The sequence below is a fragment of the Xenorhabdus sp. SGI 60 genome (assembly GCF_056632175.1).
The window spans coordinates 2,515,432-2,531,741 of sequence record NZ_CP196860.1; the positions used below are offsets into that span (position 1 = coordinate 2,515,432).

The 16,310-nt window shown below is 49.5% G+C and carries 27 protein-coding genes; 2 read left to right on the plus strand and 25 right to left on the minus strand.

Annotation, left to right across the window (positions count from 1 at the left end; genetic code table 11):
* Positions 1–4 precede the first annotated feature (4 nt).
* The 16 genes from ACSJJG_RS11550 to ACSJJG_RS11625 form a co-directional block, all read right to left on the minus strand.
* Positions 5–277: a phage tail assembly protein T gene (locus ACSJJG_RS11550; RefSeq protein WP_189760966.1), complete on the minus strand. Its 273-nt coding sequence runs from the start codon at positions 275–277 to the stop codon at positions 5–7.
* Positions 277–684: a phage tail assembly chaperone gene (locus tag ACSJJG_RS11555; RefSeq protein ID WP_189760963.1), complete on the minus strand. Its 408-nt coding sequence runs from the start codon at positions 682–684 to the stop codon at positions 277–279. Before ACSJJG_RS11555 ends, ACSJJG_RS11550 begins: the two co-directional genes overlap by 1 nt.
* A 3-nt stretch (positions 685–687) precedes the next feature.
* Entirely contained in the window at positions 688–1,161 is a 474-nt protein-coding gene (locus ACSJJG_RS11560; protein ID WP_189760962.1) for a phage tail tube protein, read from the minus strand.
* A gap of 59 nt (positions 1,162–1,220) precedes the next feature.
* Complete coding sequence (gene gp17 / locus ACSJJG_RS11565; RefSeq protein WP_189760961.1) at positions 1,221–1,556, minus strand: tail completion protein gp17; 336 nt, start codon at positions 1,554–1,556, stop codon at positions 1,221–1,223.
* A complete protein-coding gene (locus ACSJJG_RS11570; RefSeq protein WP_282885617.1) occupies positions 1,553–2,002 on the minus strand; it encodes an HK97-gp10 family putative phage morphogenesis protein in 450 nt (149 codons plus the stop codon). The genes gp17 and ACSJJG_RS11570 overlap by 4 nt, the downstream gene beginning before the upstream one ends.
* Positions 1,999–2,319 carry a phage head closure protein gene (locus tag ACSJJG_RS11575; protein WP_189760960.1) on the minus strand — a complete coding sequence of 107 codons (321 nt, stop codon included), beginning with the start codon at positions 2,317–2,319 and terminating at the stop codon, positions 1,999–2,001. The genes ACSJJG_RS11570 and ACSJJG_RS11575 overlap by 4 nt, the downstream gene beginning before the upstream one ends.
* 9 nt (positions 2,320–2,328) lie before the next feature.
* Positions 2,329–2,631 carry a head-tail connector protein gene (locus ACSJJG_RS11580; RefSeq protein ID WP_189760959.1) on the minus strand — a complete coding sequence of 101 codons (303 nt, stop codon included), beginning with the start codon at positions 2,629–2,631 and terminating at the stop codon, positions 2,329–2,331.
* An 84-nt stretch (positions 2,632–2,715) separates the two neighbouring features.
* Complete coding sequence (locus ACSJJG_RS11585; RefSeq protein ID WP_189760958.1) at positions 2,716–3,939, minus strand: phage major capsid protein; 1,224 nt, start codon at positions 3,937–3,939, stop codon at positions 2,716–2,718.
* 9 nt (positions 3,940–3,948) lie between these two features.
* On the minus strand, positions 3,949–4,548 hold the full coding sequence (locus ACSJJG_RS11590) for an HK97 family phage prohead protease (RefSeq protein ID WP_189760957.1): 600 nt from the start codon (positions 4,546–4,548) through the stop codon (positions 3,949–3,951).
* Positions 4,541–5,761, minus strand: a complete 1,221-nt coding sequence (locus ACSJJG_RS11595) for a phage portal protein (protein ID WP_189760956.1) — start codon at positions 5,759–5,761, stop codon at positions 4,541–4,543. The genes ACSJJG_RS11590 and ACSJJG_RS11595 overlap by 8 nt, the downstream gene beginning before the upstream one ends.
* Positions 5,751–5,912 (minus strand): hypothetical protein, encoded by a 162-nt coding sequence (locus ACSJJG_RS11600; RefSeq protein ID WP_189760955.1) that lies wholly within the window; start codon positions 5,910–5,912, stop codon positions 5,751–5,753. The genes ACSJJG_RS11595 and ACSJJG_RS11600 overlap by 11 nt, the downstream gene beginning before the upstream one ends.
* Positions 5,909–7,639, minus strand: coding sequence for a terminase large subunit (locus tag ACSJJG_RS11605; RefSeq protein WP_189760954.1), 1,731 nt, complete (start codon positions 7,637–7,639; stop codon positions 5,909–5,911). The genes ACSJJG_RS11600 and ACSJJG_RS11605 overlap by 4 nt, the downstream gene beginning before the upstream one ends.
* The gene (locus tag ACSJJG_RS11610; protein WP_189760953.1) at positions 7,636–8,130 is read right to left on the minus strand and encodes a phage terminase small subunit P27 family; all 495 of its coding nucleotides are present in this window, start codon (positions 8,128–8,130) and stop codon (positions 7,636–7,638) included. Before ACSJJG_RS11610 ends, ACSJJG_RS11605 begins: the two co-directional genes overlap by 4 nt.
* A gap of 866 nt (positions 8,131–8,996) precedes the next feature.
* Positions 8,997–9,353: an HNH endonuclease gene (locus ACSJJG_RS11615; RefSeq protein WP_189761315.1), complete on the minus strand. Its 357-nt coding sequence runs from the start codon at positions 9,351–9,353 to the stop codon at positions 8,997–8,999.
* Between the two features lie 4 nt (positions 9,354–9,357).
* Positions 9,358–9,660 (minus strand): hypothetical protein, encoded by a 303-nt coding sequence (locus ACSJJG_RS11620; protein ID WP_189761314.1) that lies wholly within the window; start codon positions 9,658–9,660, stop codon positions 9,358–9,360.
* 351 nt (positions 9,661–10,011) lie between these two features.
* On the minus strand, positions 10,012–10,797 hold the full coding sequence (locus tag ACSJJG_RS11625; RefSeq protein ID WP_189761313.1) for a KilA-N domain-containing protein: 786 nt from the start codon (positions 10,795–10,797) through the stop codon (positions 10,012–10,014).
* A gap of 351 nt (positions 10,798–11,148) precedes the next feature.
* Here ACSJJG_RS11625 and ACSJJG_RS11630 point away from each other — a divergent pair, with 351 nt between their 5' ends.
* Positions 11,149–11,598 (plus strand): hypothetical protein, encoded by a 450-nt coding sequence (locus ACSJJG_RS11630; RefSeq protein ID WP_189761325.1) that lies wholly within the window; start codon positions 11,149–11,151, stop codon positions 11,596–11,598.
* A 53-nt stretch (positions 11,599–11,651) separates the two neighbouring features.
* Here the strand turns inward: ACSJJG_RS11630 and ACSJJG_RS11635 are convergent, their stop codons facing one another.
* The 5 genes from ACSJJG_RS11635 to ACSJJG_RS11655 all read right to left on the minus strand — a co-directional run bounded on the left by ACSJJG_RS11635 (position 11,652) and on the right by ACSJJG_RS11655 (position 13,928).
* Entirely contained in the window at positions 11,652–12,032 is a 381-nt protein-coding gene (locus ACSJJG_RS11635; protein ID WP_189761326.1) for a hypothetical protein, read from the minus strand.
* Positions 11,998–12,465: a lysis protein gene (locus ACSJJG_RS11640; protein ID WP_189761328.1), complete on the minus strand. Its 468-nt coding sequence runs from the start codon at positions 12,463–12,465 to the stop codon at positions 11,998–12,000. The genes ACSJJG_RS11635 and ACSJJG_RS11640 overlap by 35 nt, the downstream gene beginning before the upstream one ends.
* A gap of 10 nt (positions 12,466–12,475) precedes the next feature.
* Positions 12,476–13,045 (minus strand): phage antirepressor N-terminal domain-containing protein, encoded by a 570-nt coding sequence (locus ACSJJG_RS11645; RefSeq protein ID WP_189761327.1) that lies wholly within the window; start codon positions 13,043–13,045, stop codon positions 12,476–12,478.
* A 167-nt stretch (positions 13,046–13,212) separates the two neighbouring features.
* The gene (locus ACSJJG_RS11650; RefSeq protein ID WP_193836453.1) at positions 13,213–13,608 is read right to left on the minus strand and encodes a structural protein; all 396 of its coding nucleotides are present in this window, start codon (positions 13,606–13,608) and stop codon (positions 13,213–13,215) included.
* Positions 13,608–13,928, minus strand: a complete 321-nt coding sequence (locus ACSJJG_RS11655) for a phage holin, lambda family (protein WP_399494378.1) — start codon at positions 13,926–13,928, stop codon at positions 13,608–13,610. The genes ACSJJG_RS11650 and ACSJJG_RS11655 overlap by 1 nt, the downstream gene beginning before the upstream one ends.
* A gap of 161 nt (positions 13,929–14,089) precedes the next feature.
* Between ACSJJG_RS11655 and ACSJJG_RS11660 the strand changes: the two genes are divergently transcribed.
* On the plus strand, positions 14,090–14,329 hold the full coding sequence (locus tag ACSJJG_RS11660) for a hypothetical protein (protein WP_189761445.1): 240 nt from the start codon (positions 14,090–14,092) through the stop codon (positions 14,327–14,329).
* On the opposite strand, the gene ACSJJG_RS11665 is transcribed toward ACSJJG_RS11660, so the two are convergent.
* The 4 genes from ACSJJG_RS11665 to ACSJJG_RS11680 form a co-directional block, all read right to left on the minus strand.
* Entirely contained in the window at positions 14,300–14,638 is a 339-nt protein-coding gene (locus tag ACSJJG_RS11665; protein WP_282885465.1) for a hypothetical protein, read from the minus strand. The genes ACSJJG_RS11660 and ACSJJG_RS11665 overlap by 30 nt on opposite strands.
* Before the next feature lie 124 nt (positions 14,639–14,762).
* Positions 14,763–14,963, minus strand: coding sequence for a KilA-N domain-containing protein (locus ACSJJG_RS11670; protein ID WP_189760817.1), 201 nt, complete (start codon positions 14,961–14,963; stop codon positions 14,763–14,765).
* A 144-nt stretch (positions 14,964–15,107) separates the two neighbouring features.
* A complete protein-coding gene (locus ACSJJG_RS11675) occupies positions 15,108–15,425 on the minus strand; it encodes a Thoeris anti-defense Tad2 family protein (protein ID WP_282885616.1) in 318 nt (105 codons plus the stop codon).
* Between the two features lie 381 nt (positions 15,426–15,806).
* Positions 15,807–16,205 carry an antiterminator Q family protein gene (locus ACSJJG_RS11680; protein ID WP_189760819.1) on the minus strand — a complete coding sequence of 133 codons (399 nt, stop codon included), beginning with the start codon at positions 16,203–16,205 and terminating at the stop codon, positions 15,807–15,809.
* Between the last annotated feature and the right edge of the window lie 105 nt (positions 16,206–16,310).

The following is a 16,310-nucleotide window of genomic DNA, read 5'->3' on the forward strand; positions in this document are numbered from 1 at the left end:
TCACTCAAGACAGGTTAGACAGGAAAGCTTCCAAACCGGAGTTATCGTTATCGCTGTCTTCTTCGGGTTCACCCCATTGCAGCAGGATATCAGGCAGGGCGACTTTGCCGCCTTGCGATTGGTACACGGCGGTCGCAATCTGGGCGGCCTGAATATCACTGCGCCGATCCCCTATTGGGCTGATGGTGTCATACGCCAGCCAGTACAGTAGCTCACTGGCGCTCATCTCCCGTTGCAGCTCATGCAGGGTCTTACCGAGCCGCAATGCCAGTGTCATCATGAAGAAGGTGGCGGGGTCTTTGACTTTTTTTCTGCATCCGCCTGTGAGACCATGAGTTCCAGGGCCTGCTGTAACAAGCGGCTGTGAACCGGTCCATAAATCCCCGCCACGGTATCGATATCTTCATTCGTGAATACGGGATCGCCGTTCTTATCCCGCAGCACATCAATAAACAACACGACATCACCGCGGATATTACGGTGGGTTTTCTCAGCAATGGACAGGGTGCCGTCTTCCTCCCCCTCTTTGGGGGATATGATGTCCTGCCAGAGTCCCCATGCCCCCGCAGAGGGTTCGCGCAACGTGACTGTCACATCATCCCATTCCGGTACGGTGATCAGTTTGCTGCGAAAGCCGGCATTGGGAGCCAGTGCCAGTGCTCTGAGGTTCATTTTTTTAGCCATAATTTATTCTCCCTGGGGGGTATTTTTGGTTAACGGGACGGGTTTCAGGGGAAGTGGCTTGCCTTTTAGCCGCAAGGTAAATGACGCGGTCACTACCCCACTGGTGGCGACACTCCATGAGTTTTGGCGTACCTCGGCGAGAAAGGCGTAACCGTTCCCGGTCGGAAATTCCACCTTAAAGGCATGCAGCTCATCGGTATCGTAGGCATGACGCAGGGTATTTTGCCCCACCTCATTCGCTGACCAGTTGCCGGACAGGGTAATTTCCCCCGGTGCGGCAAGGCCGTTCGTCATTTCCTGTTCCGTGGAGCACAGGGTAGTGACCTCAATGTCCGACTTTTGTCCGCCGGTGTAGCTGATCTCCTTGGTGGTACAGTCAATCGCCTGCCAGACGGCATTGGCGGGATTCGCCTCAGTGGCAGGATGGGCCGAAATACTCACTTTCGTGCCCTGGGTTTTTTCGTATTTGCTTGACATAGCTATTCTCCAGAAATAAAAAACCATCCATGATGGATGGCCAGGTAAAACGGTGGGGGTTATTGCCAGAGCTGGCATTCCAGTGTGGTGCGGTACAGGGCCGTATCGGACTCGTAGCTGTTGGTTTCACTCAGTTCCGTGGGGTGCAGTCCGGCAAGGGCGACCCGCGCCTTATCCCGTATCGCCCGCGCCTCATCAATGGTGTTAGCATAAACATCAATTTGCAGGGTGGTGAGGTTTTCCGCCTGCCCGCTCAGGACATCCTGATCGAGGCTGTAGAACGAAAAGACACACCACGGCGGCATAACAGGCGGCTCCCGTTGCGGTGCTACGTAAGGAAAAACCTTATCCGGCAGTACCGGGTCCAGCAGCGGGAAAATGTCAGCCTCGGTCATTTCGACAGCACCTCATCAATCGCCTGATTCATCCGTTGTATCGCGGCGTCAGTGGCAGCCTCCGATTTCGCATCAAACGCCGGGCGGATAAATGGCTGCGGTGCCATTTTTGATGTCCCGTTCTCCAGAAAACGCCAGTAATAGGCATTACGGGGATCGTTTTTCTTCATGGTGGTGTCGCTGTTGGTGCCGGATGGGTTTGAACCCCGCACATACACCCCCGCGGACGCGGTGCCGTTTTGCGTTCGCCGATTGGCCGCCACGATATTACGCGTCAGCTTGCCTGCCCGTTTGGGGGCCTTAACCCGCGCTTCATCGCGTAAAACACCCGCCGCTGCATAGGTAGCTTTTCGCAGGACCTGATTATTTTCGGCTTTGCTGAGCAGCTCTAAATCTTTCGCGATGGCCTGCAAGCCGGAAAAGTCCAGATCCGTATGAATACTCACGGTTTCACCCCCTGTTTACATAACAGTTCAAGCTGAGTGCGTTTGGGGTCAGGAATGACAGCCTGAATATCGTAAACCTGTCCCCTAAACACCATACGAAATGCACTGGTCACATCGGCACGGTAACGCAGCCAGACACGGACCGTGGTTTCTGACAGATTGGCGCCAGACGCCAGTAATTCCCGCCCGCTAATATGCCTGACCTCCGCCCAAACCGTCGCCACATCCTGCCATTCCTGCCTGCGCTGGCCTGACGGTAATTTGATCTGGGTAAAATTCTGTAGCGTGATGCGGTGACGCAGTCGTCCTGCTTGCATATTAATCTCCTAGAGTGGAATGAAACGATACGGTTCTAATAGTGCCTTGAATCCGGTAGGTAGGGACTGGGCTTCACGGTTTTCGTACCAGTACCCCACAGTCAGCATAATCGCCAGTTCAATATCATCAGAAATCATTAAGCCATCCGGATCGATTTCTGGTATTTCATCTTCATACAATGTCCGGTTGAGGTAGTTTTCTGCCCGCTTCTTTGCTGCCCCCCGATAGGTCAGCAGCAAATCATCGTCAAGGTCATTACCCCCATCAATCCGGCACTGTTTCCTGAGTTTTTCCAATGTCGGTAACGGCATAAAATCTCCTGAGTACCCGCAACCCTTGCAGATTGCAGGCACAAAAAAAACCGCTATGAAGCGGCCTAAGTTCCTCACTGAGAATTAACCCGCAGAAGCGGTGCCCTTGCCGATCAGCGCCTTGATGGCAGCGGTATCTTCCAGAATGCAGTCAAAACGGTGGAAGGCTAGGAAGGCGGTCTGATCGTACTCAGCATAACGCTCAACCAGCCGCTTCAACGTCATGTAGGCCACGCGGCGCACGATAAAGCGGTTAAAATCCCCGCAGTAGATGAATTTCTTACCCGCGCCCATATCCGCAATCGCTTGATCAATCACATACGGCACACCCAGCACGGTAGACGGCACCACGCCCGCGATTTCAGGTAACCACAGCGGACGCCCCTGTGCATCTTCCATCTCGGTGATGAGTTTCAGCGTGCTGTCATTGAACGCCCAGCGGAAGGTCCCGACATTGCGGTACGCGGGGTCAAGGGCGTGCTTCAGGGCATTCATGTCTTTCCAGCTAAATTTGGCGGCGGCATCCACCGTCCCCGTCACCGAGGTTTCCAGCCCCTTGGGTTGTTGCGGACTGCCCGTGCCGGTGCCTTTGACCAGATACCGGGCTTCACCGCGCCCGATACGTTGGGCGATGCGTTTCGCCAGATAGGCTTCCATATCAATACCGGAATCCTGCAACAGCTCATTGGAGACCCGAATAATTTTGGAGGACAGTTTTTTCGCCCCCAGAGAATCAGTACCGAACGTGGTGTCTTCTTCACTGGCTGCGGTGTTTTCACCCAACAATTCACCTTCTTCTGTCGTGCCATCGGCGGTCGCCCATTCGATAGTTTGCCCGGTAGACGTACTGAGGATTTGCGCCACACTGGCGATCCCCCCGTAGGCTTTCATGGCCTCAACCACCTTGTTCAACATCTGGGTGGGGACGGTGTAGCCGCCTTTTTCATCGGGGGAAACACCCTGTGCGCGCAACTCTCGCAGCGCCTGACGCTCTTCGGCGGTCATTTCCCCCAGACCGTGACGCAGGAACTTGTCAAAGGCGGCTGCGCGTCGCTCCTGCTGCTCCGTTTCGGGGTGAGTCGGCTGCTTGCGCTGTTCCGGTTCGGTGTTGTCCACCAATTGTTGATCCAGACTGCGCAACGATTCTTCGCGCTGGATTTGCTCGTTGAGAGTATCCAGCTCCGTTTTAGCTTTGTTCCATTCGGTGCGTTGCTCTTCCGTCCAGGCGTTATCCCCGATTTTCTCATGCAGGGCACGCATTTCAGTAGCGATGGTGTTACGGCGTTGTTTCAGTTCATGTAATTTCATGATCCCATCCTAAATATTGAGTAAAGTTAGCAGGCGTTCACGGGCCTGTTTTTGATTGATAGCTTTGGTTAAATCGCCACTGGCGCGAGCTTCTTGCCATGCGGTCAGCGAGCGCACAGCAGAATCCGCCTCCTGATACGCCGGATAGGTGACCGGACTCACGTCATACAAACGAGAGAAGCGGCTAATTTCCCGGATAACGATCCCTTCTTCATCCTCGTACCAGTGATCGCCGTCACGGGCGACCCGAAAGGCAAAGGACGACTGGGTAATGTCACCCCGTTGCATAGGGGCCAAGACCAGATCGCGGATAGTCTGGGTGTCCGGAGCCTGAATGGTGTATTGCAGCCCGCGCTCATCCACAGAGAGCGACAAGGTGCCAGCGGTGCTGCGCCCCAGAATAAAGTTGGGGTCATGGTTAAACAGCCCGCGCACATCGTCATTCAGTACCTCATCAAAGGCACCGGGTTTGATGATTTCACGAAAGCCCCAGAGCGGCTCAGAGCGACTGTTAAACACCGAACCGTAACCGACAATGCGCGTCGGCTGGTTTTCCTGTGTTTCTGTGCGCACCTCACCGGGGTAACAGCGCATTTCCCTGTCACACATCAGTTTTATCCTCCTGTTTGGGTGGAGTCGGGTTAGTAGGGTGAGCCGCATTGACACTGACCAACATCTCGTCCAGTCCCTCAACTGGGTTCATGTCTTCAAAGGCACGGGCCTCATTGCGGCTCATCCAGCCATCGGTGATAGCAAAATGGTAGAACTGAGCGCGCTCCTGGGGGGTACCCCGCAAGAGTCCCGCCAGATTGAACCGCACATAAAATCCGGCCAACCGCTCCTGACGGGTAAACAGACGGCGGTTCAGCTCCTGTTCCCAGTTTGTCACCCACGGCATCACCGTATAGCGGACAAACTGAATGGCCTGTTGACTGATATTGGAAAAAGTTGCCTTCTCCAAGTCGTTGATCATATGAGCGGGCACATTGAAGATACCGGCTATCATGGAACGGTTCAGTTTCATCATGTCGATAAGCTGAGCATCGACTGGGGAAACCGTCAGGGCTTTGTAATCCAGTTCCGCCGGGATCAGCAAGGTCTTATTTTCCTCACTACGCAGGGCGGCAGCGGCTTTTTTCCACAGTTGCTTGAGCCGTTCCCAGCCCTCCGGCTTCATCTCTCCCTTAACGGAAACAATCCCCGCCGGACGGGCATTGCCGCCAAAAAAGGCACTGGTGTATTTCTGCCCGCTCATCCCCATACCGATAGTTTCCGCATGTTGCAGGATGGGGCTTAAGCCCATTTTTCGGTTATTACCCAGGGCGCGAATGTGGATCATGTCATCAGGGCTAATCGCAAAGCTGCCGTCTTCGTTATACACGCCATAGGTATAGCGCCCGCCCGTGTTGAGCAAGGTGGTTTCCCACGGCATACAGGCCTCAATCGTGGTCACCTCCCCGCGGCGGTTACGTTTTACCCATGAGTAACCATTCCCCCAGCCGAGAATATGGCGTTGTTTCAGCTCCCGCCATTTATAGCTGGTCTGCCAGAGGTTCGGCTCATCATGCACCAGGTAAAACACCGGATGGTCACGGGCCATTTCCACCGATTGCCCCGTCTTGCGCATCACATGCAACGGCATCTGAGCGACCGACGAGGACAATACATAGATACAGGCATACACGGCGGCCAGTTTCATGGCGGTTTCGGGACTGACATACACATCAGCATTAAACAGGCCGTCATAATCCGCCGCTTCGGTCGTCAGCGGGGTTTTCGGGTTTTCCAGCGGTTCACTGCGAAACAGGGCATCAAGCAGCATGTTTCCCCCTTCTGGCGACCGCCAGCGCATAGGCAATCAACAGACCGCCACCAATAATCAAGGTATTTGCCAACCCGTATTTCAGGTAACAGCCTGCCAGCACCGCCCCGACGCCCGTCAGTGCAGTGATATCAATCAGTAAATTTTTCATAACATTAACAGGTCATCCGGGTCGAGGTTAGAAAGAAAGTCGGGTTCTTCGTGTAAAATGGCACGCCCCATCGCCATAATCAGGGCGACGGCGCCATCAATTTTGCTGTCCTTTTGTTCCTTGATAGGGCGCACAATGTCATCATTGCCGCCCAGGGTTTTTCCCACCACATTACCGATACACCAGGACAGTATCGAATTGCCGTCATGATGGAAGCGACCGGACTGGATAGCCGCCTCCAGCTCCTTCATCGGATCACTCATATGGGTAAAGTTCTGGGTCACGATAATGGGGTTAATCCCCTCATCCGCCAGGGCATGGGATAATCCTGTCGCCCCATAGGGATCAATCGGGGCTTCATTAACCGGGTTCAGATGGCAGGCAAGTTTGGCTTCTTCCAGGATATAACGGTAATCCACTTCGGCGCCTTCCGTGACGGTCAGTAACCCCATTTCCACCCACTTCTGGAATCGTTCAGCACTGCGACGATTCTCATTCTGCTCTACACTGTAAACGGTGTCATACGGCACCCAGAACCGCGGGGCAATACTGTAGAAATGCCGCTTGCCGTCAATCTCACGCACAAAGAGCCGTGCCATGCTGTTCATATCCAGCTTACGGGCGAGGTCAAAGGCCAGAAAACAGGGCTGCCCCTCGAACTGCTCCAGCGTCAGTGAGGTATCTTCGCACTGTTTCCAGCTCACCATATTGAAGTAAGCCTCCCGCGCAGAGACCCAGATATTCAAGTGCTTGGTCTTGAACACGCTGGCTAAACGCGGGTTATTCAGGGCGCGTTGCTGCTGACTCAGTAAAAAATCAGCATAAACCGATACGCCCATATTCGGGTTGGCCTTACGCAACACCGCCGGTGAGGTCCAGTCGTCCCCCTCATCTACGGTGTAAATCACCCCGAACAGTTCCTCATTGGGGACATTGCCGGACAGCATTTCAATGACCTCACGGCGCTTGTCATAACAGGGGCCTTCAATGTTGTAACCTGCCGTCGTAATGGCCCACATCAGGGGCTGACGCCGCGCCCCCATCCCCGTGAGCATGGTGGTATAGAGATCATCGGTATCATGTTCATGGTATTCGTCCACAATGGCGCAACTGGGGGACTGGCCGTCACCGGGATTACCAATTAACGGCTCAAATCGGGCATCGTCTGCCGGACGGTTCAGGTTCGACGCATTCACCTCAATGCCGAATGCCTCAACCAACATTGGAGTACGTTTACACATCAGCCGGGCAGGCCGGAAGACTTCCCATGCCTGTTTCTCCGTCGTGGCGCCGGAATAAACCTCCGCCCCGAACTCGTCATCACAGGTAAAACAGTAAAGTGCCACCCCCGCCGAAATCGCAGATTTGCCATTTTTACGGGGAATTTCGGTATAGACTTCACGAAAGCGGCGTAACCGACTGCCTTTATGCACCCAGCCAAACGCCGAGCAGACAATAAATAACTGCCACGGCTCCAGCGTAATAGGCATCCGCTTAAACGCCCATTCTCCCTTAGTGTGGGGTAATAACTGAATAAACTTGGCGGCCCGTTCCGCCAGGTCTTTATCGAACCGGTACTTAAATACCCTGGTCTTTTCCTGATTCAGGTTATCCAGGTGGCGCTGACAGGCTTCCCTGACATAGCGGCCTGCCTCAATTTTGCCTCGTACCACATCGCGGGCGTACTGGTTGGCCGCATTGACATTCGGGTAGGCTTTACGGCTCATGATGAAATCATCCTCATAAACGGGTTGTCGTTTTTGGCCTGACCCGCCGCCCCGATCAAACGCTGGCGACTGCTGGGATCTAACCCCAGCATCGAACCGGTGGTATCCATCTCAGACTGTTGCTCTTTTTTGGCGGTCAGTTCTGGGTTTTTGATGGGACCCCCTGTCGCTCCGGTCACGGAGTTACCCTGCCGGGCGATATTGGCAACCGCCCGGCGCCAAAACTCATAGGCCACGCACCAGCGTTCCAGTACCGCCAGATCGGTGACACACAATAACCCCTGCGCGCACAATTCCTGACTGGTCAGCTCCCACATCACCACCGCCAGCGGTAAGTCGTTTTCCACAAACCAATCAGGGGGTGACACGCCGGTCAACGGTGTGAAGGTCGGCTCATCGCGGTTCAGTTTTCGTTTGCCTGGATTGCCTGCCAGTTCTTTTCGTGCCGTCGGCTTGGGGCGACGGCCTGACTTACCCGCCGTACCGGCCATACTCAGAACCTCCTGTATTCAGGAAACAGTGAAAAAGGGATACAAAAACACCCGATTTAAATTTCATTTTTCGCGGGTATAAAAAAAGACCTAAGGCGGCGGTCCTTAAGGGTGAGAGTGGTAGAGATTTGACCTCCCCCTACCGCTTCATGACCATTCCTGTTGATACGGTTTTATCGTGAAACTAAATGTGAAATTGGTCACTGTATACTTTCGGCTTCCGTTTGCTAGGCGGGCCACTCTTGCCTATCCTTGGGCTAAATACCTTCTCTATTGCCCACCCTCTATCTAACCTCCATTGCAAGGTTGCAAATGATAAGCCTAGGTATCCAGCCCATTCATTTAAGCACATCGTTTTACCATGAGCAGTGTATCGCCTATGTGAGCGTAGCCGCATAGCGCGTGCTACCTTATGGTGCCCTCTTTTTTGGTTACAGGTCGGACAACTGGCTACAAGATTTTTTGGGGCATTATTCGTTTTGCAATCATCAAGATGATCCACATGCATATCATCCCATGTCACAACAGACTCACACCAATGGCAGCGGAATGGTCCATCACCATGATGCTGATAGTAAACGGCGCGATGCTCATAAACTCTACAGCTATTCCTCCTTAATGGGTGATCGGGTGCATATACCAATAAGTAACCACCAGAGTGCTGTAGCTTGCCCTGTTTTAGTGTTGAACGCCTTTCAGTTGAACCATGACGTCTCACTCTCATGTAGTGTTTTTCACAATAAGGGCTATTGCGAGAACGTACTTTTAATTCACAACCTTCAACCCGGCAAATATTCATCGCGGGTTTATTACAAGCGTGCAGACATCCTGCATCAATTGATCCAGTCACATTCACCTCTAATTATTTAGAATCGCTTTAGACGTTCGCGGGCTGTTTTGAATTTATGGCAACTATGGCAAATCGAGGATAGATTGTTATCCGCATCGGTTCCCCCATGTGCTTTGGGGATGATGTGGTCAACGGTCTTGGCTTCTACTGCTCGCCCAAGTCGTAAGCATGACTGACACAGGTATTTATCTCGCTTAAGGATCCGTTCACGCAACTTGTCCCACTTGCTGCCATAACCGCGTTCATGCCGGTTCTTGCCCTGTTGGTGAGATTGCCAGCCTGTGTGCAGATGGTCAGGGCAGTAGCCGCTGCGGTCAGTAGTCGTCTTAGGGCAGCCACGTTTGCGACAGGCTCTGGGGATACGAGGCGGCATGGCATCACCACCGCGAAAACAACCCGCCGCGCTCGCTCTCACGGACAACGAACTGGCGTATCTCTTCGCGCACTATCTGGCGGAGGTGTTCATCACGGGCTTGATTTATCTTCGCAGAGTCAATAGTGGGCGACTTCACAAAGATCTTGCCTGCAATACCAAATTGTTTTTCCATCTGCTGCGTGCCGACCTCATGCCGTCCATGAATGCGCTCCATCAGTTCAGCGATATGCTCTAACTGTGACTCCAGTTGGCTTAATGCCTCAGTGTTGTATTTGATATCGATGGTGAATGTGCTCTGTGGCATGGTTGTTCCTCAAATCAGAATAATTAACTGCGCGGGTTGATATAACCCCGACAATTTTTGCACTGTGGTGATATGAAATGCTGAAAAAACATTCAGAAAGTGATTTATCGTCCAATATCCGATTATCGGACTTTGCTTTTCTGCATGGCGATCACGACTCTTGAATCATGATGGCAATGTAGGCCGTCTCTCCGGCTGTCACATCTCTTCGTCTGCCTACAGCGGATGTTGCTGATAATGACCCGTCTTCTTCGGGGGCATGGGTTATTTTTGATTCTGTCGGTACGCTCGATGGCAAGGAGACATGTCATAGCTAATACCGACAGACGGCGATAACCCAGCGCAAAGGAATTAATGCCTGACCGCTGAATAACTGAATTCCCGTTCTACCGGCAGGATTAAGCAACCTTGTTCACCCGGCTTGCCAAATGACTGAACGCAACGTGCCTCAAAGTCTTTGTAGTCCACGCAGCCGTTGGCCAATATAGTGACCGCTTTCAGTTGTTCTGTGACCAGTTCCCGGGCTTCCGGTTTCAGGTATTGGTGGATCTTGTCCCCGCTGCCTTTAGCCGCTTCTCTTGCCTCAGCATAAACTGAGTCAGGCAGCACAACCTGATACACCCACTTGGAGGTGATCATGCCAAACAATGACGGGGTGCCGCCAACATGACCGTTGTAGGGCAATCCTGACATGCGGCTGAGTGCTTGATAGAAAGGTTGCTGGAAGCGCTTTTCCCATGTGGTGGGTTTATCCAGAAGAAAGATGGCATTGATACGTTGGTCAGTGAATGTAGGTTGTTGGTGGTTACGAATCAGCTCATCAATTTTTAAATCACACCAAACAGCAAAATCATCTGATAGCCATCTTGCAAAAAAAACCGCTAGCTTTGGATGGATCCATGTTCCGGGATTTAAACCACCTCTTTTAGTTACTATCAGACCAAAGTCCGATTTTCGGACATTGCCCATGTTTAGGGCGTTTGCGAGAGCTTTTATGTAACTTTTAGTACTGGGTAGCTCTTTCCATTTGGCTGGTTTCTTTCCATATCTGGAAGCAATATCCGTTGCATTGATCCAACCTTCGCTATTGAAAAATACAGGGTGCCCTTCATATTCAAATAGAATGATGTTACTCATAACGTATTACCTACATTTGAAATGAACCCTCGTTCACATAGGAAATCAGCCCGTCGAAGCTCGTCAGCTATAACTGACTTCCTCGAAGGCTCATATCAAAGTGATTGGATTCGACGTTGAAAGAATGGCGCTGTGAATGCGCAGTGAAAATAAAAATGCCACCATCCCGTGAGCGTTGGGTACGCGATGGGAACGGGTGGCAGCATGGGTTATTTCTGTAGCCACTCAGGGAATGGGTACAAAAATATTGGGTTTAGTTTCAGTGAGTAACTAATTGTTAAGCATTATTCGCTTGTTGTTGGGTGAAGATGGGTTTATGTGTTGCTGTACCTAATCTTTGAGGGAATTATTATGTCTCAGTTTCACCAAGCAGCTTATAACACACTCAGACAATCTATTCGCATGTTTGAACGTGCTGGTGTCTCGTCATTATGTGTACCGATTGCAATCAGTAACTTACGGGCTCAATATCCCCATGTTTTTGGTGGTACCTACCATCGAACAAATACATTGCTCAACGAATTAGGATTTGTTTCCAGAAATGTAGACTCGTTGATTGCAGATGGTGCATCTTTACAACTTCGTACTATTGCCGGCCGTAGCCAACGAATATTAACCTTACTTCCCCACCGCTGCGATATAAGTCAGAGAATTTACGAGCAAGCAATACTTCCCTATATAGTCAATGGTCTCAATGGGGTCAGTGTGGATTTTGCTACGATTGTCCAGCTCCAATACAGCGATATTGTAGCGGCAGGAGTGATGACTTATTTGAGGCGTTCAGGAAATTATAACTTCTGATAGTTCAAGATATTCACCACCTCAGAACAAATGATACTGAGGTGGTGGCGTGCCTATTTGATAAGCGCAGCCGCATACTCAATTAACCAGACTTTGGGTGCTACAACTATCTGAATGACAGTAAACGCACAACGTAGGGAGGTAAAACCAAGCGCACAAACAACAGCAAAAAGAACTATATACACGCCACCTTCATTGTAAACATAGCTCTCTGTCGCTCTCTTCCATATGTAGCCAGCCAATAACGCCAGTGCCAGAAACAAGATAAACAACAAACCATTTACCCATAGCTGCCAAAGCATCAATTGTTCTATAACCACAGGCAGCTGATCTTTGCCAAACCCTATCATGCCGTCGATGCCAGACAGTGTCTTGTTAATTAGTTCGGCTAATGCCTTGTCAGTGTTTTCCATCTTTTCCTCTGCATTCAGCATTCACATACTCCTGCAAATATCTCAGTTTTGCTCGGTCGTTGATAATGCCTTCTCGGACATCGAGAACAGCTTGTCCAGCTTCTCTACTGAGTTCGACGGTGGTGTCATTGACCACGCTGCTGGAGGAAGCGGTTTCAGACACGGGACAGACGGCTTTGATGCGCAGCTTGCGACGGCCAGCGGCAACATCAGCGCGCAAAGTATCGATTTCAGTCTGGGCATTGGCGAGTTCCTGAGTGTGTTTGGTGTCCAGCTCGTGGAGTTGCTGAATTCGTGCTTGCTGGTTGGTGTTGATGGCGAGTTGTTCGTCATACTGTAGCTCTAACCTACGGTATTCTTCGGCCTTGTTCTGATACTCACTGTAGTAGAACCAGAGCAGGCCAGCGACAATCACCATTGCACCCAGAGTGAAGTACTGGCTATTGAGTTTCATATCACCCACCTTATTCAGTGCGTGTTGTTTTACCCTTACCTATTTCAGTCAGAACGAGATCCAACACTAAGTCAGTGGCTTGCCCGACCAATCCCCTTATCTTGCTTTCATGTTCAGGCCTGACAGACTTCCATGCATTAAGGCCCGTACCAAACACACTAGCGAGCTGCTTGTCTCTTTTTAACTCAGCACAGGCCTGATTTAGTTCTTCCATCACGTTACGTTTACGGGGATTAATCACTACACCCTTTGTCCAGTATTCATAAAGCACATCGTCGCATTCATCCTGATAGCGGATCACCTTATCCCTAATTTCAGGCTTAACTTTATTGGGGCTAATCGTGGCTAACCAGCCAGCCAACTTACGAAGGGCAAGGCAGGTCATTAATTGTAAGCCACCTTTTGTAGGTATTGAGATTTCCTCAACACCTTTACTAAATCTTTGTTTTAACTTGGTATATTGACCTGCCCAGTCCATCCCCATACCTTCGACAATAGGTCTCATTGGCACGTAGGGTTCATTGTTGTATTCCACTACATAAAGTTCATCATCATAAAAAGGGACTGTAATTGTATGCATCTTGCGTATTCCTATAGAAATAAGAGCCTGCTGACGTAGAAATATCGCCCATGAGAGGTCGCCACCTGGCGATAATTCTCAGGCTCTATTTCTATAAGCTCATGATTGGGTTTCGCGCACGTCAGTACGCAGATAAAAAGAAGCCCCGCAGATACGAGGCTCAGGATTCAGATTAAGCTGTAGGCTTTTTTGAATGTTTCTTCGGGGTAAGGCTGCTTGCCATTCTCCATCTGGATCATCGCCTTGACTAATGCTGTCATGACACGCTGATTGTTAACATCAATCACCGCATCGCGAGAGATATCCACCATATCGCTGACATAGGCAATGTAACTCTCGGTGTCATTTTCTATCTCCGGTGCCCAGCGAGAAATAAACTGGCGGATGGTGTTATGGCCATACTTGAGTTTGTAATTGCGCAGGATTTTGAGCATCGCCCGAATACCATATTCTGGTGCGATAAACTGACAGAATGACTTATCAGTCTGCCTGCTGCATAACCCCTGCCATTTGTCCCCGTGGCGAATGTTGCCAGGATTGTTATTGCGAATGCCTCTGCTCACTATTTATCCCCCAACCGTTTATTAATGGCACGAACAGCAAACTCGCGGATTTTCTCAACACCAATAAATCCAACAGCGCCTCCAATGGCAGGGGCAAAACTGATAGGAATGCCGAACATTTCCAGACCGCTGGATACGCTCCATGACAAAGCACCACAAAGCAGCGCCTCTACCCAACGGTTCTTGCGTTCCACCCCGTCGTAAATCAGGCGTCCGTAACAAATCAATGCAGCCAAAACTGAGCCGGATATCTGCGGCCACGAGTTTTTTAGGCCGTTTAGCATGTCAGCCCATAAATCAGGATTTTCTTTCATCTTCATATTCCACCCCATTAGAACAATGGGCGTCCGTGGGGTGAACGATGGTTACCCCTGTGAGTTGGTTAAAAGTAATAGGTTGATAGTTAAGGTAAGCTGCTAGATCAGCCAAAAATCAATCAACTAGTAGAGGGATGGCTGATTACCTCTGAACAAGGAAAAACATGGCATCTTTTGAAATAGGAACAGCTCTTGCAGAGTCAACATCAGATTATGATGTTGCTGCTGAGGCAGTGCTGATTTCCCTGATTGCCGTACTGGCAAAGCAATCTGAAAACGCCAATTCATTCATTTGGGAAATAGAGAACGAAGTGAAAGAACGTCTTTCTCTTAATAGGAGGCAAAATTCTCTTAGTATTGCACAGGGGATTCTTTCAGCGGTTCGCGCAAAAGCCCTGAAATAAATTCTCTTTTAGTTCAAGTGAGATCGCTGTAGCGGTTTCACTTTTTTCTGATATACCGTATCCCAAAACACTTGGATTCAAAACTGAATCAATAACAGAACGCTGATCTTCGGCATTACTCAATGAGATTTGTGAACGAAGTAATTTTTCTGTTATTTTCACCATTAAAGCCGCTTTGGTTACATCAATATCAACCTTTTTAACACCCCATGCAGCACTAGTCATTACCAAATGTTGGAGATCTGCCAAATGCTTATCTCTCTCTGAAATCATTCCCGTAATAACTTCATCAATTTCATTCATCATCATTCACCTCACGTGAGTTAATAGGTTGCCAGCCGCAATAGCGATACTGAGGTTCTGTGAGTGATTGCGGTGGCAGATATGAAAAAAGCCACGCCACGCGCAGCCTTGAATTTATAACCGATTGAATTTATTCCGTTATGGGATTTCCCATGTCGACTGAAAGCTCGGATATGAAATCACTAGTATTCTTTGAACGAGAATAATCAGCAAAATTTTTTCCAGCAGCTTTACACATAGCCGTTGCGTTAATATACCCATCATACGCACGCTGAGCTATTACCACGTTGTTCTCTTCACGAGCAATAAGTGGTAAGTCTAACTGTTTCATCTAACCTCCGTTCTAATTGCGTCAGATGAACACTCTAGCTCGTATCTAATTCATGCAAAATAACTTTTTTAGGTTATGTGACAAAGGCCACGCCATGCGCAGCCTTGGATAATTTTAAACTTAAAAGCAGGTATATTCGGAAGTTTATGTAGTAAGCTCCCAGTCACACCATGTCATGTCATCTTGCCCTGGCTGCCAAGAAACCAACCCAGAGTTACCATATTCGCCAGTCACCTGAATATTTTGAATGTTAGAGTTATTATTAACAGTGTACATTCCAATATACATGTTGGTAGGCCAAACCTTACGTCGCACAGTTTTATTCAAATACATCTGAATTAGCGCCCACGGGAATGAGCCTACTGGGGCAACTGTATCATTTTCAATTGTGACTTTGACTTTATATTGTTCAGGATTGAACGAACACTGTGTACTATCCAGCTTATTAACGTCAGACATCATTTCCTCACTTATTTATCGTTAAAGTTTAAGGTCATTTCATCTACTGCTAACTAGCCAGTTAATATTACTTAGGTCAGATTTTTATCTCAATGAGATGCGGTCTCACAATGATTAATACGCATTAATATAGGGCATCGCATTATAAAATATGACTATTCACTAAGCCAGTAATCCGCTGGAGTGTAAATTTGAAGTTTACTGCTGACAAATACCCTTTATTGAATACAGGGCAATAAAAAACCCCGCACGATGGCGAGGTAAAATGTCTGAAATTAAATAAACCTGTGATAACACTACGTCACTATTTCTCACTATTCGAGAAAAGCTAATAAGCTACGTGACATAGCTATCACTCTTATCACAATATATCGACTTTTGTAATTACGCAACCTGATTGACGACTTTTTTTTGTACGCATTTATCAAATTCCAAAATAATCCCGGAAACTGCTAAAACGCCTTCAATAAATCCCTCGGCAGCCTGCAATCTTTTAGCGACTTCGTTATGAGAAATGCCTAATTTATTTCCCATCGCCCTTAATGGCAGCGCTTTAATGTAGTGCATCACGATTAACTGGAAGTAATAGGCGTTGTACTTCTTCAATCGCAGAACAGCCGCATCAATGGCAATCCCATCATCATCACAACATTGTGTACGGCTCTTTCGGGTACTGGGAACCAGACCTTTGAACCCGGCCGCAATGGGTGACCAGTCAACATCACTATTCCCATTACCCGCCCATGCGCCCCATTGGTTGAGTATCATCCGCATATCACGCATTTGCACACTCCCTCACCAGCATTCCCATGAAGCCTCTTTTTTTCTGACAGTGTAAGTTAAGTAATTTTTTCATAATGCCTCTGCTGTACTGTCCTTTTATTTTCC

Bases quoted from the DNA above. Each gene is read 5' to 3' on its own strand.
- ACSJJG_RS11550 (WP_189760966.1), bottom strand. From the start codon at position 277: ATGACACTGGCATTGCGGCTCGGTAAGACCCTGCATGAGCTGCAACGG.
- ACSJJG_RS11555 (WP_189760963.1), bottom strand. From the start codon at position 684: ATGGCTAAAAAAATGAACCTCAGAGCACTGGCACTGGCTCCCAATGCC.
- ACSJJG_RS11560 (WP_189760962.1), bottom strand. From the start codon at position 1,161: ATGTCAAGCAAATACGAAAAAACCCAGGGCACGAAAGTGAGTATTTCG.
- gp17 (WP_189760961.1), bottom strand. From the start codon at position 1,556: ATGACCGAGGCTGACATTTTCCCGCTGCTGGACCCGGTACTGCCGGAT.
- ACSJJG_RS11575 (WP_189760960.1), bottom strand. From the start codon at position 2,319: ATGCAAGCAGGACGACTGCGTCACCGCATCACGCTACAGAATTTTACC.
- ACSJJG_RS11580 (WP_189760959.1), bottom strand. From the start codon at position 2,631: ATGCCGTTACCGACATTGGAAAAACTCAGGAAACAGTGCCGGATTGAT.
- ACSJJG_RS11585 (WP_189760958.1), bottom strand. From the start codon at position 3,939: ATGAAATTACATGAACTGAAACAACGCCGTAACACCATCGCTACTGAA.
- ACSJJG_RS11590 (WP_189760957.1), bottom strand. From the start codon at position 4,548: ATGTGTGACAGGGAAATGCGCTGTTACCCCGGTGAGGTGCGCACAGAA.
- ACSJJG_RS11595 (WP_189760956.1), bottom strand. From the start codon at position 5,761: ATGCTGCTTGATGCCCTGTTTCGCAGTGAACCGCTGGAAAACCCGAAA.
- ACSJJG_RS11600 (WP_189760955.1), bottom strand. From the start codon at position 5,912: ATGAAAAATTTACTGATTGATATCACTGCACTGACGGGCGTCGGGGCG.
- ACSJJG_RS11605 (WP_189760954.1), bottom strand. From the start codon at position 7,639: ATGAGCCGTAAAGCCTACCCGAATGTCAATGCGGCCAACCAGTACGCC.
- ACSJJG_RS11610 (WP_189760953.1), bottom strand. From the start codon at position 8,130: ATGGCCGGTACGGCGGGTAAGTCAGGCCGTCGCCCCAAGCCGACGGCA.
- ACSJJG_RS11615 (WP_189761315.1), bottom strand. From the start codon at position 9,353: ATGCCGCCTCGTATCCCCAGAGCCTGTCGCAAACGTGGCTGCCCTAAG.
- ACSJJG_RS11620 (WP_189761314.1), bottom strand. From the start codon at position 9,660: ATGCCACAGAGCACATTCACCATCGATATCAAATACAACACTGAGGCA.
- ACSJJG_RS11625 (WP_189761313.1), bottom strand. From the start codon at position 10,797: ATGAGTAACATCATTCTATTTGAATATGAAGGGCACCCTGTATTTTTC.
- ACSJJG_RS11630 (WP_189761325.1), top strand. From the start codon at position 11,149: ATGTCTCAGTTTCACCAAGCAGCTTATAACACACTCAGACAATCTATT.
- ACSJJG_RS11635 (WP_189761326.1), bottom strand. From the start codon at position 12,032: ATGCTGAATGCAGAGGAAAAGATGGAAAACACTGACAAGGCATTAGCC.
- ACSJJG_RS11640 (WP_189761328.1), bottom strand. From the start codon at position 12,465: ATGAAACTCAATAGCCAGTACTTCACTCTGGGTGCAATGGTGATTGTC.
- ACSJJG_RS11645 (WP_189761327.1), bottom strand. From the start codon at position 13,045: ATGCATACAATTACAGTCCCTTTTTATGATGATGAACTTTATGTAGTG.
- ACSJJG_RS11655 (WP_399494378.1), bottom strand. From the start codon at position 13,928: ATGAAGATGAAAGAAAATCCTGATTTATGGGCTGACATGCTAAACGGC.
- ACSJJG_RS11660 (WP_189761445.1), top strand. From the start codon at position 14,090: ATGGCATCTTTTGAAATAGGAACAGCTCTTGCAGAGTCAACATCAGAT.
- ACSJJG_RS11665 (WP_282885465.1), bottom strand. From the start codon at position 14,638: ATGATGATGAATGAAATTGATGAAGTTATTACGGGAATGATTTCAGAG.
- ACSJJG_RS11670 (WP_189760817.1), bottom strand. From the start codon at position 14,963: ATGAAACAGTTAGACTTACCACTTATTGCTCGTGAAGAGAACAACGTG.
- ACSJJG_RS11675 (WP_282885616.1), bottom strand. From the start codon at position 15,425: ATGATGTCTGACGTTAATAAGCTGGATAGTACACAGTGTTCGTTCAAT.
- ACSJJG_RS11680 (WP_189760819.1), bottom strand. From the start codon at position 16,205: ATGCGTGATATGCGGATGATACTCAACCAATGGGGCGCATGGGCGGGT.